13 protein-coding genes are annotated in these 16,157 nt (G+C 62.6%); 4 read left to right on the top strand and 9 right to left on the bottom strand.

All coding sequences use genetic code 11. The features are described 5' to 3' along the window. Nucleotide 1: 1 nt before the first annotated feature. The gene (locus CEW89_RS10285) at nt 2–1,168 is read left to right on the top strand and encodes an HlyD family type I secretion periplasmic adaptor subunit (RefSeq protein WP_096805842.1); all 1,167 of its coding nucleotides are present in this window, start codon (nt 2–4) and stop codon (nt 1,166–1,168) included. A 21-nt stretch (nt 1,169–1,189) separates the two neighbouring features. Next, nucleotides 1,190–1,795 (top strand): NUDIX hydrolase, encoded by a 606-nt coding sequence (locus CEW89_RS10280; RefSeq protein ID WP_096805841.1) that lies wholly within the window; start codon nt 1,190–1,192, stop codon nt 1,793–1,795. Here the strand turns inward: CEW89_RS10280 and CEW89_RS21025 are convergent. The 9 genes from CEW89_RS21025 to CEW89_RS10235 form a co-directional block, all read right to left on the bottom strand. Continuing rightward, nucleotides 1,792–3,897: a 3'-5' exonuclease gene (locus tag CEW89_RS21025; protein WP_096805840.1), complete on the bottom strand. Its 2,106-nt coding sequence runs from the start codon at nt 3,895–3,897 to the stop codon at nt 1,792–1,794. The two genes, CEW89_RS10280 and CEW89_RS21025, sit on opposite strands and share 4 nt — an antisense overlap. Next, nucleotides 3,887–4,276, bottom strand: coding sequence for a response regulator transcription factor (locus CEW89_RS10270; protein ID WP_096805839.1), 390 nt, complete (start codon nt 4,274–4,276; stop codon nt 3,887–3,889). Before CEW89_RS10270 ends, CEW89_RS21025 begins: the two co-directional genes overlap by 11 nt. An 11-nt stretch (nt 4,277–4,287) precedes the next feature. Further along, complete coding sequence (locus tag CEW89_RS10265; RefSeq protein ID WP_096805838.1) at nt 4,288–4,779, bottom strand: hypothetical protein; 492 nt, start codon at nt 4,777–4,779, stop codon at nt 4,288–4,290. 18 nt (nt 4,780–4,797) lie between these two features. Next, nucleotides 4,798–6,615 carry a DUF294 nucleotidyltransferase-like domain-containing protein gene (locus CEW89_RS10260; RefSeq protein ID WP_096805837.1) on the bottom strand — a complete coding sequence of 606 codons (1,818 nt, stop codon included), beginning with the start codon at nt 6,613–6,615 and terminating at the stop codon, nt 4,798–4,800. Between the two features lie 119 nt (nt 6,616–6,734). Beyond that, the gene (locus tag CEW89_RS10255; RefSeq protein WP_096805836.1) at nt 6,735–8,489 is read right to left on the bottom strand and encodes a sodium:solute symporter family protein; all 1,755 of its coding nucleotides are present in this window, start codon (nt 8,487–8,489) and stop codon (nt 6,735–6,737) included. Nucleotides 8,490–8,501: 12 nt separating this feature from the next. Next, entirely contained in the window at nt 8,502–8,759 is a 258-nt protein-coding gene (locus CEW89_RS10250; protein WP_096805835.1) for a DUF4212 domain-containing protein, read from the bottom strand. A 177-nt stretch (nt 8,760–8,936) separates the two neighbouring features. After that, entirely contained in the window at nt 8,937–10,880 is a 1,944-nt protein-coding gene (gene acs, locus CEW89_RS10245; protein WP_198403549.1) for an acetate--CoA ligase, read from the bottom strand. A 487-nt stretch (nt 10,881–11,367) separates the two neighbouring features. Next, nucleotides 11,368–13,296 (bottom strand): methyl-accepting chemotaxis protein, encoded by a 1,929-nt coding sequence (locus tag CEW89_RS10240; protein WP_096805833.1) that lies wholly within the window; start codon nt 13,294–13,296, stop codon nt 11,368–11,370. A gap of 204 nt (nt 13,297–13,500) precedes the next feature. Next, the gene (locus tag CEW89_RS10235; RefSeq protein ID WP_244906047.1) at nt 13,501–14,877 is read right to left on the bottom strand and encodes an aminotransferase-like domain-containing protein; all 1,377 of its coding nucleotides are present in this window, start codon (nt 14,875–14,877) and stop codon (nt 13,501–13,503) included. 166 nt (nt 14,878–15,043) lie between these two features. Here CEW89_RS10235 and CEW89_RS10230 point away from each other — a divergent pair, with 166 nt between their 5' ends. Together CEW89_RS10230 and CEW89_RS21415 are read left to right on the top strand one after the other, a co-directional pair. Continuing rightward, nucleotides 15,044–15,904 (top strand): DMT family transporter, encoded by an 861-nt coding sequence (locus CEW89_RS10230; RefSeq protein ID WP_096805832.1) that lies wholly within the window; start codon nt 15,044–15,046, stop codon nt 15,902–15,904. Between the two features lie 24 nt (nt 15,905–15,928). Then, nucleotides 15,929–16,063, top strand: a complete 135-nt coding sequence (locus CEW89_RS21415; RefSeq protein ID WP_280522616.1) for a hypothetical protein — start codon at nt 15,929–15,931, stop codon at nt 16,061–16,063. Nucleotides 16,064–16,157 lie beyond the last annotated feature (94 nt).

Here is a 16,157-nt window from a genome sequence, read left to right as displayed (position 1 = left end):
AATGGCGTTCGACGATGTTCTGGCCCGCGATATGGATCGTCCCGGATGGGTGATCAAAATCTCTGCGCTCGTGGTGCTTTTGTTCCTGATCTGGGCGGCGATTGCGCGGGTGGACGAGATCGTGCGCGCCGACGGGCAGATGATTTCCTCGTCCCGGCCACAGATCGTGCAGAACCTCGAAGGTGGAATCCTGTCGGAGCTTTTGGTCCATGAGGGGCAGGAGGTCGAGCAGGGGCAGGTGCTTGCGCGGTTGCAGGGCACGGAATTTCGCACCTCCGCCGATGATCTCCAGGAAAAGCTGGATGCTTTGGAGGTCCGGCGGCTTAGGCTTGAGGCGGAGATGGCGGGCGAGGACGCCTTTGACGTGCCCGATGATCTTGCGGCCCGTGTGCCCAATGTTCTGGCCTCCGAGAAGGCGCTTTTGTCGGCGCGGGTGGACGATTATCTGGCGCGCAAGGACGGGGCCATGGCGGTTTTGAAACAGGCCGAGGCGGAGCGTTCGATGATGGAGGACATGCTCAAGAAAAACGTCGTGGCGCTCATCGAGGTGACGCGGGCGCGCAAGGCGCATTCGGACGCACAGCTCAAATACAACGAGATCGTGACGCAGGCGGAGCTTGAGCGGGCGGAGGATTATTCCGATACGCTCAAGGAACTGGCCTCGGTAAAACAGGCGCTGACTCTGGCGCAGGACCAGTTGGGGCGGACGGTGATTACCGCGCCGATGCGCGGCATCGTCAACAACCTGACGGTGACCACCATCGGTGGCGTGATCCGCCCCGGTGAGGAGTTGGTTCAGATCATTCCGGTCGACGAGGAGCTGTTCATAGAAGCGCATGTGCGGCCCGAGGACATCGCCCATGTCGAGCCGGGGCAGGAGGCGACGATCAAGCTATCTGCCTATGATTACACGATTTACGGCTCTCTCAAGGGGACGGTGCAGGTGGTCTCCGCCGACACGTTCAAGGACGAGCGCGACCCGAATGCCCAGCCCTATTACCGGGTGACGGCAACGGTCGATCTCGACAGCCTTACCGAGCGGCAGCAAAAGATCGAGATCCGGCCCGGCATGCGGGCGCAGGTGGAACTGCACACCGGCTCGAAGACCTTTCTGCAATATCTTCTGAAACCGCTCTACAAATCGCGTGAGGCCTTTCGCGAACCGTGAGAGCCGGGTAGGGTTGCTGGCATGAGCAGTGAACTTCCGATCCGCGATGCCGCCACGGTCATCCTTTTGCGCGAGGGCGCGGAAGGGCCGCGTGTCCTGATGGGGCAACGCGGGCGCAGTGCGGTGTTCATGCCCGGCAAGTTCGTGTTTCCCGGCGGGGCCGTGGACGCGGCGGATTTTGAGGCGCCTCTGCCCGGGGCGCTCGATCCGGTAACGCAGAGACGGCTGTCGGCGGAGAGCGCGCCGGGGCTGGGCGCGGCGCTGGCCAATGCCGCGCTGCGGGAGTTGCGGGAGGAAACCGGGTTGGTGCTGCCCTCCGTGGCGGAGTTGCAATTCGTCTTTCGCGCCATCACGCCGCCGGGGCGGCCGCGGCGGTTCGATGCGCGTTTCTTCCTGGTGAATGCGGCGCATCTCGATTGCGATGCCGACGATTTTTCCGCCGCCGAGGATGAGTTGTCGCATCTGCAATGGGTGACGCTGCACGGTGCGCGGGGCTTTGATCTGCCGTTTGTGACCCGTGTGGTTCTGGCGGAGATCGAAGCGGCGTTCGGGCGGGCGATGCCGCCCGATCATGTGCCGTTCTACGATCACCGGGGCACGGTGGGACAGATCAGAGCGCTGTTTTAGGCGTCGGTTCTCTCGTTCGCGTCCTGCAACAACCGCTTGTGCTTGCGCATCTCGGTGAGCGCGTCACCAAAGGTGCGAATGCCTTTTTCCTCTGCCATGCGCAGCAGTTTGATGAACACCTCTGCTGTCGCGATCGTGTCGCCCATGGCGGTATGCCGGGCCTCTGGCGGGATTTTCACGCCGAGCCGCGTGGAGATCGCATCGAGCGTGTGCTCTTCCGACTGGCCGAAGACGATGGCGGACAAAAGCACGGTGTCGAGTACCGGGTTGGTGAATTTCGCACCGATCCCGGCCTCGTGACGGCGCAGGAATTCGAGATCGAAGGGCGCATTATGGGCGACCAGAACCGCCCCGCGCGCGAAACTGTGCAATTGCCGCCCGACCACGTCGATCTTTGGCGCATCCTTCACCATCTCGTTGGTGATGTGATGCACGGCGGTGGCCGAGGGCGGGATAGCGCGCCCGGGGTTCACCAGTTGATCGAGGCTTTCGGTCTCGACCACCTTGCCGTTGACCACGCGAAGCGCTGCGATCTGACAAATCTCGTCGCCTTGCGAGGGCAGGAGCCCGGTGGTTTCTGTGTCGAAGACGACATAGGCGAGATCGGACAGCGGGCTGTCCATCAACTCTTTGGGCGGGGTGCGGCTCAGCAGATCGAAATCGTAGGTGGCGGTGCGACGACCGTCGCCGAAACTGCGGCGCAGCCGACGCGCCTCGCGGATCGGCAGTTTCAGAACCGCGCGCGAGCCGCGTCCGAATTCGGGCCAGGCTTCGGTGCCGTGAACGCGCAGGATCGCGCGACCGCTCATGTCCGCGAGACCGACGTCGAGCGGTTCCCTGAGCCAGTTTTCCAGAAGATCGACCGAAAGCGGCTCGCCGCTCCAGCCCAATGCCAGCATTGCGCCTGCGTCTTCGTCGCGGCTGATCAGAAAGGAAAAGGCGCGCGCCCCTTCGGCGGACAGGCGGCGAACGATGTGTGCGAGCAAAGCGACGATCTGCACGGCATCGAGCGTCAGGGCCATGGGGTCGGTCGTGTCGGCGGCAAGCGCGATGTCCTCTTCGGCGAGTTGGGCGGTGAGCGCATCGCAAAGCTCGCTGGCGCGGACCTGTGCCATCGGCCACCAGTCGGATTTATGCGCTTCGTATTCGGCATCGAGCGCCGCGACCTCATCGGTGAGGCGCTCGATCTCGGAGGTGAGGGCGGTGTCGAGCCGTGGATCGTCCTGCCCGTTCTCTTCCATGCGGGCGGCAAGTGCGGTACGCAGCGCGGTGAGCGAGGGACGAAGCCGGTCGAAGAGACGGGAGAGAAGGCGCTCCCGCTCGGCATGTAGTGCCAGATCGGCGGTGACGTCATCGAGCGTGAGCACATAGGGCGGGGAAATATCGCCCTCGTCGGGGGCATGCATGAGACGCATCCGGGCGGAGAGCACCTCGGCGCCATGCACGGTCGCCACGGTGAGCGGCAGGACATGGCCGTCGCCGCCTTCGCCCGCGCAAAGCCGTGCATAGGCGGAGAGGATCGGACGGGCGCGCAACAGATCGAAGATCGAATGATCGAGACCGGGAGGATGATCGGCGGACAGAAGTTCCGCCGCCGCACCGTTGTAAAAGGCGATCTTGTGCAGGCCGGACAACAGCACAACGCCGTGCGGCATCTCGGCGGACAGGGCGGTGAGCTTTTGCTTTTCCTCGACCAGGCGCGTGGTTTCCTGCGCGACGGTTTCGGCGAGTTTGTTGCGGGTGGCGGCGAGATTCGCGGTCACCGCCTGTGCTGCCGGGGCGAGATCGCCGAGGTAGCGCGCGGTTTTGGCATCGAGCGCCTCCTCGACATCGGCATGCGCGCGGGCCAGAAGCGCGCCCGCGAGGCGCTGGATCGGACGGGCGACATGTTCGTCGAACAGGAACCAGACCCAAGCGACGACGGCCAATGTGGCGAAGCCCGCGATGACACCGGCAAAGACGAAGCCCCCGAGGGCTGCGGGATCGTCCATCCGGGTGAAGCCGAGATAGAGCCCGACCGCCTCGCCGGAGATCGCGACCACGGCGAGGAAGGCGAAGAACAGGAAGACCCGAAGGCGCAGGGACCAGTGCTCAAGTTTCATGGCGGCCTCCTTCGATCAGTCGTGTGACCGTGCCGCGCAAGTCCTCGGTGGCGAAGGGCTTGCTCAGGAAAGCGTCGGCCCCCATGGCGAAGCCCTTGCGTTTCTCCGGCTCGGAACAGCGGGCGGACATCATCAGCACGGGGATCGGGGTGAGGGCAGGGTCGCGGCGCATCTGTTGACAGATCTCGTAGCCCGACCGGCCGGGCAGGGTCACGTCGAGGATCACCAGAGCGGGCGTTTGTGCGCGGATGTTCGGCAGGGCCTGATCGCCATCGGCGACGCGCAGTATGTCATGACCGAGACGCGACAAAAGGACCTCGACCGCGATGGCGATGTTGTCCTCGTCTTCGACAAGCAGGATGCGGGACGGTCCGGCCATGATGAGTTCCTTTACCTCAGCCGGTCGCAGGCGGTGCGCAGGATCGGATCGTTTTGATCCATGCTGATCCAATCCGCGCCGGTCAGTTCGCCATGCGCATCGGTGCGGCGCGACATCAGGCAGTCGAAGGTGACGGGCACGATGGCGCTGTCGCCGCGCCGGGACAGGAGGTACATGTCGGTGCCGACCATGGCGCCGTCGACCGTGGTCTTGGCTTTGTCGAGCGCGATGAACTGCGTGGTCACGGGCGCGGCATAGGTCCAGGGTCGCCAGATCTGTTGCTTTTCGACCGAGGTGGCGACGATCTTGTCGGGACCCAGAGTGGCCTGTGCGCGGGCGAACCACGAGTAATCCGACCAGATGGTGAAGGCGAGCATGGCGAGACCGGCGGCGGCGGGGGCCAGCCATTTCGGCAGGCCGCCACGGGTGAATTTGCGCAGGGCGACCATGAGACCGGCGGCGCCGACACCGGCGGAAATCGTGGCGATGAATTCGAGGAGCATGGGGATTGGTCCCTTCTGTTATGAGCGCGCGGACGCGGAGCCGAGCGAGGATTGCATGGTGCGCACGATGACAAAGGCATCGCGCAGGTGAGAGCGTTCGAAGGCCGGAAGCGCAGAGGGGCTCAGGAAATTGTCGGGCTTTTGACCGTCGCGCACCTGCGCCGCCTGATGTTCGAGACGGGCGGTGGCGATGGTGTCATAGGCGGCCAAAAGGTCTTTGCCGCCGGTTTCCGAAATGATCCCGGCTTCGATGGCGCCGACGATGCGGGCGCGGGTGTTGACGGCGGGGAGCTTGCCCTGAAGCGCATAGACCCGACCGAGATCGACGATGGGCACGACGCCGTTGGCCTTCATGTCGAGCGCATTGCGGTGCTCGCCGGATTTGATCGTGGCGAAACCGCGCAAAAGGCCCAGAGGCGGGGTGTGTTTGAGCGAGTTGGAGATCATATGGGCGACGAAGATGGAGTTCTTCGACGCCGCCTCAAGCGCGGTCTTTTGCAAGGGCGCAAACAGGCGCTCGTCGCCGCCGATGGGGCGCAGGTCGTACATGACGGAGGCGAGCATCTGGGCTTCGTTGTCCGGGGCGGCGATCCATTTGTTGAAATAGCCCTCCCAGACGGAGAGACGCTGGCACCAGCGTTCGGTCATCGCCATCATTTCGCCGGGGCAATAGACATAGCCGCAGGCGTCCAGACCGTCGCAGACGAAGCGCGCGAAACGGCGGAAATAGTCCATGTCGGCGTCTGTGGCCGCATTGTCGACGATCAGGCAATTGTCCTGATCCGACACGCCGGTCTGTTCGCGCCGTCCTTGAGACCCGCAGGCGGCCCAGAGATAGGGCACGGGCGGCGGGCCGAATTCCTCTTCGGCCATTTTCAAAAGCCGCCGGGTGACGATGTCGGCGATGTCGGTGACCTTGCGGGTGACGATGTCATGAGCGAGATGCGATCCGACGAGCTGCATTAGGAAGTCGGGCAGGCGGGCGGTGACGGCAGCCATCTCGGCGATGGTTTTGGCGTTGCTCAGATCGAAGACCATTTGCGTCTGCGACGAGCCGAAGAACCGGGTGATGTCGGTCTGGGTCACCATGCCGACGAATTTGCCGCCCTCGACGATGGGCAGATGGCCGATGTGGTTTTCCAGCATGACGTGGATCACATCGGTGCCAAGCGCGCCGGGATCGAGGGTGATCGGATCGCGGGCCATGATGGTGGAAACGGGAAGGGCGGTGTCGCGGCCCTCGGCCAGAACCTTGTTCGTCATGTCGCGCACGGTGACGAGGCCCAGAAGGCGCTCGCCCTCGGTCACGGCCACGGAGGACACTTTCTCGTCGCGCATCAGCCGCGCGCAATCCGCGATGGGCGTGGTCTCCGAGCAGGTCACGGGCGCATGGGCCATGAGATCGGAGACATGTTGGGTCATCAGGCCGGAGGCGGCTTTGGGCCGGGCCTGACCGCGATTGAAATAGCGGGCGAAGGCGGCGTTGGCCGCGACTTCGGTTTTAAACGCCTCGGGCGTCAGAAGCAGGAGCGTGCAGTCGGTGGCGGCGGTGGCCGTTGTGGCGGCCACCCCGTCGCGCAGCAATCCGCGTTCGCCGAAATGGTTGGATTTTTGCAGGAGCGAAACCTGCCCGCCGTTGACGTCGGTGATCTCGACCGATCCGTCCTTGATCAGATAGAGCCCTTCGAGCAGATCGCCATGGGCATAGATCGTCTCGCCTTCGCGAAAGCTTTTCCGCGAGAAGGAGGCGGACAGCTCTTCGAGCTCGGCCTGCGGCAGCACGTCATAGGGATGGGTGGTCTGGAGAAAGCCGATGATTTTGGCGGTGTCGGACATCGCGGGCTCCAGCGATCGGGGCGGTAAAACGCGGGGCTTTGAAAAAGGGCGCGAAAGCTGAATGCCCCCGCGCCCCGAGTATGGTGTGGGGCGGGCCTGAAGGCCAGCCCGAACCGATCTCAGTGATCGACGGCCGCACCGGCACCGCGCGGGATGCGGATGCTTTCGACCAGGTCCTGGATTTCCGCCGGCGGCTCATCCGTGGCGTTGGAGACCACATAAGCGACCGCGAAGTTCACCAGCGCACCGACGGAGCCGAAGGAGGTCGATTTGATCGACAGCAGCAGCGGATCGGCATCGGTGAAGGAGTTGGTGCCCGCGATGAAGAACCAACCTTTGTGCAGGAAGATGTAGACGATCGTCACCACCAGACCGGAGACCATGCCCGCGACCGCACCCTTGTTGTTGATGCGCTTCGAGAAGATGCCCATCATCAGCGCCGGGAAGATCGAGGCGGCGGCCAGACCGAAGGCCAGAGCCACGGTTTGCGCGGCGAAGCCCGGGGGGTTCATGCCGAGGTAGGTCGCCACCGCGATGGCCACGGCCATGGCGATCCGTGCGGCCATCAGCTCGCCTTTTTCCGAGATCGACGGGTTGAGCTGCGACTTGATGAGGTCATGCGACACGGCGGAGGCGATGGCCATCAGGAGACCCGCAGCGGTCGAGAGAGCGGCAGCCAGACCACCGGCGGCGACCAGAGCGATCACCCAGCCGGGCAGGTTCGCGATTTCCGGGTTCGCCAGCGTGATGATGTCGTTGTTCACCGTCAGCTCGTTTTCGGCAGAGGCGTTATACTCGATCAGGCCGTCGCCGTTTTTGTCGTCAAAGGCGAGAAGACCGGTGGTTTCCCAGTTGCGGACCCAGTCGACCCGATTGCCCTGATTGTCGACGCCAGCTTCGATTTCAGCGAGCGAAAGCGCAGCTTCCGAAGTGCCGTTCGGGTAGAAGGTGTCGATCAGGTTGACGCGTGCCATGGCCGCAACCGCCGGGGCCGTCAGGTAGAGAAGCGCGATGAAGACAAGCGCCCAGCCTGCGGACGACCGTGCATCGGACACTTTCGGCACGGTGAAGAAGCGCACGATGACGTGCGGCAGGCCTGCGGTGCCGATCATCAGCGACATGGTGAACAGGAACATGTTCAGGGTGGTGTCGCTTTGCTTGGTATATTCTGCAAAGCCGAGATCCTGCAGCAGGCCGTTGAGCGTCGCAAGGATCGGTTCGCCGGAACCGACATGGTCGGAGAACAGGCCGAGCGGCGGGATCGGGTTGCCGGTCAGTTGCAGGGAGATGAAGATCGCCGGGATGGTGTAGGCGATGATCAGGACGACGTATTGGGCGACCTGCGTGTAGGTGATGCCTTTCATGCCGCCGATGACCGCATAGAAGAACACGATGGCCGCGCCGATCAAAAGACCGGTCGTCTTGTCCACTTCGAGGAAACGGGAGAAGGCGACGCCCACACCGGTCATCTGGCCGATGACGTAGGTGATGGAAGCGGTGATGAGGCAGATGACGGCCACGGTGCGCGCGGTCTGGCTGTAGAACCGGTCGCCGATGAACTCGGGCACGGTGAATTTGCCGAATTTGCGCAGGTAGGGCGCCAGAAGCATTGCCAGAAGCACATAGCCCCCGGTCCAGCCCATCAGATAGGCAGAGGTATTGTAGCCGCCGAAGGAAATGATCCCCGCCATGGAGATGAAGGAGGCGGCAGACATCCAGTCCGCGCCGGTGGCCATGCCGTTGAGAACCGGGTGAACGCCCCGGCCGGCGGCATAGAATTCAGATGTGGAACCCGCACGGGCCCAGATCGCGATCCCGATGTAGAGCGCAAAGGTCGCGCCCACAACGATGAGGTTGAGGGTAAACTGATCCATGGATGTCGCTCCTTACTCGTCGACGCCGTGTTCTTTGTCGAGTTTGTTCATCCGGGCCGCGTAGGCGAAGATGAGCACGAGGAAGACAAGGATCGAGCCTTGCTGGGCGAACCAGAAGCCGAGATCCGTGCCGCCGATTTTGATGCCCGAAAGCATCGGACGCAGCAGAATGCCGAAGCCGAAAGAGCAGATGAACCAAATCACCAGTGAGATGCCGATGATCCGCTTGTTTGCCGACCAATAGGCGTTGTTGTCTGAATTGTCCGCCATGAGCGGTCCTCCCTTTTGTCCCCGACCCGCGATCCCGATGGGGGCGGGTCTTCCAAAGTGACGGCCCCGCCTCCTCGCGGAAACCGTTCTTTTTCTCCTTGATGGCCCTCTGGGCCTTGGGTGCACCGCCCCTCATTTCGTGGGGGCGATACATTAGCCTACCATATCTGTGAAAAATCACGCAGATTTTTGGTAAAGCGAATTCTGAATGAGCTCGTCGACGACCTGAGGTTCGGCGAGGGTTGAGATGTCGCCGAGGGAGCCTGTGTCGTTCTCGGCGATTTTGCGCAGGATGCGGCGCATGATTTTGCCGGAGCGGGTCTTGGGCAGGCCCGGCGCCCATTGGATGAAGTCCGGTTTGGCGATCGGGCCGATTTCCGTGCGGACCCATTTCTCCAGTTCCGCACGCAGCGCGTCGGAGGGTTCGACGTCGTTCATCAGCGTCACATAGGCGTAGATGCCCTGGCCCTTGAGCTCATGCGGCATGCCGACGACCGCCGCTTCGGCGACCTTGGCGTGGGCGACGAGGGCGCTTTCGACCTCGGCGGTGCCCATGCGGTGGCCCGACACGTTGATCACGTCGTCGACGCGGCCGGTGATCCAGTAATAGCCATCGGCATCGCGGCGGCAGCCGTCGCCGGAGAAGTAATAGCCTTTGTATTGCTGGAAATAGGTTTCCTGGAAGCGCTCGTGATCGCCCCAGACGGTGCGCATCTGGCCGGGCCAGGAGTCCTTGAGGCAGAGGACGCCTTCGGCCTCCGTCTCGGTCATTTCCTCGCCGGTGGTGGCATCCAGAATGACCGGTTGCACGCCGAAGAAGGGCAGGGTGGCGGAGCCCGGTTTGGTCGGGATCGCGCCCGGCAGCGGGGTCAGAAGATGGCCGCCGGTTTCGGTCTGCCACCAGGTGTCGACGATCGGGCAGTTCCCCTTGCCGACGACCTCGTTGTACCAGTTCCAGGCCTCCGGGTTGATCGGCTCACCGACGGAGCCCAGCACTTTGAGCGAGGAGAGGTCGTATTTCTCGACCCATTCGTTGCCCTGGCCCATGAGGGAGCGCAGCGCTGTGGGGGCGGTGTAGAACTGGTTGACCTTGTGCTTTTCGCAAACGGCCCAGAACCGGCCCGCGTCGGGGTAGGTCGGCACGCCTTCGAACATGACGGTGGTCGCGCCATTGGCCAGCGGGCCGTAGACGATGTAGCTGTGGCCGGTGACCCAGCCGACATCGGCGGTGCACCAGAACACGTCGCCGTCGTGGTAATCGAAGACGTATTTATGGGTCAGCGCGGCATAGGCGAGGTAGCCGCCGGAGCTGTGGACGACGCCTTTTGGTTTGCCGGTGGAGCCAGACGTATAGAGAATGAAGAGCGGGTCTTCGGCATTCATCGGACGCGGCGGGCAATCGGGGCTGGCGTGCTCCATCAGGTATTTGACATCGACATCGCGGCCCTGAACCCAGGAGATCTGGTCGCCGGTGTGCTTGACGACGAGGCAGCGGACCTTGTCGGAACAGTGCAGCAGGGCGGCGTCGGTGTTGGCCTTCAAAGGCGTGCGACGACCGCCGCGGGGTGCTGTGTCGGAGGTGATGACCAGCTTGGCGCCACAGTCGTTGATGCGGTTGGCGAGGGCGTCGGGGGAAAATCCTGCGAAAACAATGGAATGGATCGCGCCGATGCGGGCGCAGGCGAGCATGGCATAGGCGGCCTCGGGGATCATCGGCAGGTAGATCACAACCCGGTCGCCGCGCATGACGCCTTGGCTCAGGAGCACGTTGGCCATGCGGTTCACCTTGTCGGAGAGCTCCTTGTAGGTGATGTGGCGGGCGGGTTCGTTGGGATCGTCGGGCTCGAAAATGATTGCGGTCTGCAAGGATTTGCGCGCCAGATGGCGGTCGATGCAGTTGGCAGAGACGTTCAGAACGCCGTCCGAATACCATTTGATGTCGACGCGACCGAAATCGAAACAGGTCTTCTTCACCTGGGTGTAGGGTTCCATCCAGTCGAGGATCTTGCCCTGCTCGGCCCAGAAGGACACCGGATCCTCCACCGAGCGGCGGTACAGATCCTCGTAATCCGTCGCGGAAATCAAGGCCTCTGAGGCAAACGCCTCCGAGGGAACGGTCATCTTGTTCGTGTCGTCAGACATGTGGCCTCCCAGAAATATCACATGTGGCCCGCTTGTCCCGCGGACCTCCTCCTCGCCTTTATCTTTATAATCTTTTTGTGAACTTGCCTTTAAGTTGCTGCATTGAATGGATTTTTTAGTAAAGTAATTGACGAATTTTACAACTTTTAGTTAATTTTATTTACAAATATCGCTGAGTTCGGACAAAATGCGTTACTTTACAGATTGTTAGGTTTTCAGCGCGGAAGAGGATTGGTGATCGGGGCGCGCGACGCCTGGGCGATTGACAAGCGGGGCCTTCAAGCCGGATGTGGCGGGAACGCGTGGCATTTCATCGCCGGGCACGGGAGTGTGCGACTCGCGCGCAGGCTTTCATGACAGGTCTGATCGTCCGGGCTGGATTGTCACGGTGGAAATGCAGTGTGAAAAATGCGCGGTGCAAAAATACCGGCACCAGGCAGAGGCGCCGGTATGTCGATGTCAGGGGTCAGGACGCGAGTCTGACCGCTTCATCGTTCTGCCTGGTCTTGAGTTGTGAGCTGTCGCGTTCCAGAGCGGTTGCCTGAGCCTTCAGGGACTGGAGGGCGGCCGTGGTTTCTTCGAACATCGCCGCGTTGTGTTGGGTGACCTGATCCAGTTGCCCGACCGCCGTGGTGATTTCCGACAGGCCGACGGATTGTTCGGAGGCAGAGGTGGCGATCGTGCTCATCAAGGCGTCGAGATTGGACACGAGTGTCTCGATCTCGACCAGCGCATCGCCGGAGGCGTTGACCAGTTCCACGCCCTCGTCCACCTGACGCCCGGAGGTCTCGATGAGTTTCGCGATTTCGTTGGCGGCTTCCGAACTGCGTTGGGCCAGGGCGCGCACCTCGGAGGCGACGACGGCGAAACCGCGTCCCGATTCGCCGGCCCGGGCCGCTTCCACTCCGGCGTTCAGTGCCAGAAGATTGGTCTGGAAGGCGATGTCGTCGATCACGCTGGTGATTTTCGAGATTTGAGTGGAGCTTTCCGCGATGTCGCTCATGGCCTTCACTGTGCGCTGGACAACGTCACGCCCGGCCATGGAGCGTTGCTTGGTTTGTCCGACGGTTGTCGCTGCGTCGCGTGCGCTCTTTGCGGAACTGTCGACGGAAGCGGCCAATTCGGTGATCGCGGCTGCGGTTTCCTCGAGCGAGGCGGCCTGTGTCTCCGTCCGGCGGCTCAGATCAATCGCGGCGCTGTTCAGGTTGTCGGTCTCGTAGATGATCGTTGTCGTTCCTTCGACGATGGTGCCTGCCAGACGTGCGATCTTTTCGACGGCATCGTTGAAGTCATTGCGCAGTTTCTCATAGGATTCGGGGAAACTTTCCTCGATGCGTACGGTGAGATCGCCGCGGGACATGGCGCCGAGGCCTTCAGCGAGGGAAGATACGACCCGTTGTTGTTCCTGCAGGTTTTTCTCGCGTTCTCGTTCGGCGGCTTCGCGGGCCTTCTCTTTTTCCTGACGCGCGGCGTCCTGCTCTTCGCGACGTTTCGCTTCGGCGGCCTCCTCGCGCAGATGGGCCTGGCGTTCGCGCTCGGCATTTTCCTCACGCTCGCGTGCCAGTTCGGCGTCCTTGGCAGTCTGGGCTTTTTCCAGTTCTGCACGTTCCACCAGGGCCAGGCGGAACACTTCGAGGACACGGGCCATTTGCCCGATCTCGTTTTCCGCTTCGGTCATCGGTACGGGGGTTTCCGTGTCGCCTTCGGACATGTGGGACATGCGCAGCTTGATGGCGTCGAGCGGGCGGGTGACGCTGCGGACGAGCAGGGTCGAAATGGTCAGGAGGATCACGAGGGTTGCGATCAGAACGCCATAGCCGATCTTCGTCATCCAGGCGAGCTGGGCGTGGATGTCCGAAAGGTAGGAGCCGGTGCCGACGATCCAGCCCCAGGGTTCGAATGTTTTGACATAGCTGATTTTCTCTTCGTCGCCGCTGCCGTCCGGCTTGTCGAAGAAATAGGTGATGGTGCCGCCGCCCTGAGCCTTGGCGACATCGGACATGGCAACGAAGATCTGGGTGCCGCGGGTGTCGGTATAGTCCGATTGATCCTGGCCGATCCATTCGGTCTTGATCGGGTGGGCGATCATGCGGTTGTTGAAGTCGAGTGCGAAGAAGTAGCCGGTCTCGTCATAGCGCAGCCCCATGAGGACCTCGCGCCCCGTGTCCCTGGCCTCTTCCGGGGTCAGGGCGCCGGATTGGACATCCTGCTGGAGCTCTTCCAGGCTTGAGATCGCGGTGTCGACCACATCGCTCAGGTGTTGTTCCCGCATGCTGAAGGCGGAATCATAGGCGATGTTGAGGATGATTTGCGTGAGTGCGGCGATCATGATGACGGCAACGGCAACGATCGCGTAAATGCGTGTGGAGAGTTTGGACAGGTGGGCTCGAAGCATCGTGGACCGCTTTCTGGAACTGGATGTCATTTGGCTGCATCCTGACGGCGACCCGTTAATTTTTTGTGGATTCCGTCGCAAATTGTCAAAGTTCGCGTTGGAAAGTGGGGCGCTTGGGTTTTGCCGGGCGACAAAGAACGGGATTTTCCGGTGCGACGGTTGAGGAATGGCAGGGGGAGATTCCGCCCCACAGGCCTCCCGGGGTTAGCGCATCGCGGCCGCCAGCACGTCATAGACGCGGGGGGCGTCCATTTGGGTGACGTTGAAACGCATGAAGCTTGCGGCGGTTTGTGAGGGGCTGAAGACGTTGCCGGGAGCCAGCATGACGGCAGCCTCCATGGCGCGTTGTGCAACCTGACCGGTGTCGGTGCCTTCCGGGAAGCGACACCATAGGTAAAATCCCCCTTGAGGCAGGACCCATGGGGTGATGCCAAGTGGGGCGAGGCGTGTGATCGCGGTTTTGCGTGCCCGGGCCAGCCGTCGATGCAGTTCGGCGATATGTTTGCGGTAGCTCCCGCCAGTCAGCACCTGGGCGAGCAATTCGGTGGCGACCGGACTCGGTCCGCCAAAGCTCGTGGCGACCTGAAGATCGACGAGCGCCTCGATCCAGTCGGCGCGCCCGGCGATATAGCCGCAGCGCACGGACGCCGAGAGGGTTTTGGAAAACCCGCCGATTCTCAACACCCGGTTCAGCCCGTCGAGCACCGCGAGCCGGGGGGAGGGATCGGGTTCGAGATCGGCGAACGTATCGTCTTCCACGATTGTCAGATCGGTCTGTGCCGTCAGGGACAGCAGCCGATGTGCGACCTGCGGCGAGAGGGTTGCGCCGGTCGGATTGTGTAGGGCTGAATTGGTGATGTAGAGCCGGGGCGCCCCGGACAGGGCGGATTGGAAGGCGGTGAGATCGGGCCCGTCATGGGTGTAGGGAATGCTGACAATCCGGACCTGATGTGTCCTGAGCAGAGCGTGAAAGTTGAAATAGCCCGGATCGTCGACCAGAACCGTGTCGCCGGGGCGCAACAACAGCCGACAGATCAGGTCCATGGCCTGGGATGCGGATGCGGTCAGCATGAGCTGGCCCGGTGTGGGGCTCAGATGATCTTCGGCAAAGCGGCCCAGAAGACAGCGCCGCAAGGTCTCCGAGCCGCGCGCCGAGGCGTAGTTGGTCAGGAGGGCCGCATCGCTTTTCGCCAGCGCCCGCAGTCCCTTGCGCAGCGCGTCTTGCGGCATCCAGTCTTCCGGCAGCCAGCCGCAGCCCGGTTGCAATGTGCCGGGGCGGGCGTCGAGGGATTGCCGCGACACCCAGAACGGATCGACATTGCGCGCTCGCGGCGGTCCCATCCCGGCGACTTTCATGGGCGGAAGATGTGTGTTCGTCACATAGAAGCCGGAACCGGGCCGCGATCGGATCATGCCCTCGGCGGTAAGCCGGTCATAGGCCTCGACAACCGTGGACGGGGACACATTCATCTGTGCGGCAAAGCGGCGGACCGACGGCATGCGATCGCCCGGCCCAAGGGCGCGGCTGGCGATCCGGTCGCGCAGGGCCTGCATCAGGCTTTCCGTTTTCGGTCCGGCCATCATTCTCGTCCATTTTGCAATTCCATCGCGAAATTGTATCGCACAGTGATCCCATACAGTTTGTAGGAATTGTATGGAATTGTCTCTGTCTACACGACCCGTGCGCACTTACCCAGAGATAAAGGGCCCAGAGATAAAGGGCCAAGAGACAAAGAGGTGAGGCAGCATGGATCGAAAACTGACGGGTTGGGGCAGCGGGGGGATCGGTGTGCTGATTTTCAGCGGCTCGCTGCCCGCGACACGGGTGGCTGTGGCGGAGTTCGAGCCCCTGTTCCTGACCTCCGCGCGGGCGGTGATTGCAGCTCTTCTGGGGGTGCTTTGCCTTGCGGTTCTGCGGCAAAGCCGTCCGGAACGAAGTGATCTCGTGGCGCTGGCGGTGGTCGCGCTCGGTGTGGTCATCGGGTTTCCGCTCCTGACCGCGCTGGCGCTGCAATCCATCACGGCGGCGCGTTCGATCGTCTTTATCGGACTTCTGCCGCTGTCGACCGCGCTCTTTGGTGTGCTCCGCGGCGGTGAGCGGCCCAAACCCGGCTTCTGGCTCTTTTCGCTTCTCGGTGCGGCAACGGTTTCGGGCTTTGCTCTGACGCAAAGTACAAGTGGCGCGTTGCGTGGAGATCTGTGGATGCTGGCGGCCATCGCGGTCTGCGGTCTGGGCTATGCCGAAGGCGCGACGCTGTCGCGGCGCCTGGGCGGGTGGCAAGTGATCTCCTGGGCGCTGCTGATCGCGTGCCCGGTGATGGTGGGCGTGATGAGGATCACCTGGCCTGCGGCGCTGACGACGATTTCTCCTGCGGCCTGGGGGAGCCTTGGCTATGTGGCGGTGTTCAGCATGATGCTGGGTTTCGTCTTCTGGTATCGCGGTCTCGCCCTCGGTGGCATCGCGCAGGTTGGACAATTGCAGCTTTTGCAGCCTTTCTTCGGGTTCCTTCTGGCGGGCCTGCTCTTACACGAACCGATTGCATGGCAGATGATCGCCTGCGCGGTTCTCACCGTGCTCTGCGTGGCCGGTGCCAGACAACTCGCCTGACGCGAACGGTCAAAGGAAATCGCCATGTTTCAGATGCTTCTCTGGTTTTTGCGGATGATGTCCCGGGCGACAGGGCTGGATGCCGCCGCCGGCTTGCAGCGGCGTCAGGCGTGTCGTCAGGGCACGCGCAAGCAGGCGCCTGATGCGTTCGGGCGCTGAGATCTGTGCGAAAAAGATGGCCTGCGGCGCAGTTCCCCGCCAGAATGGATGTCATCCCCCCGGCGCAGGAGACGTGCCGGGTCACAGGGGGTGT

It is taken from the genome of Celeribacter ethanolicus, from assembly GCF_002407265.1.
In the GTDB taxonomy this organism is placed as follows: domain Bacteria; phylum Pseudomonadota; class Alphaproteobacteria; order Rhodobacterales; family Rhodobacteraceae; genus Celeribacter; species Celeribacter ethanolicus.
Note: the sequence above shows the minus strand (reverse complement) of the source record. Positions and strands in the feature narration are given on the sequence as shown.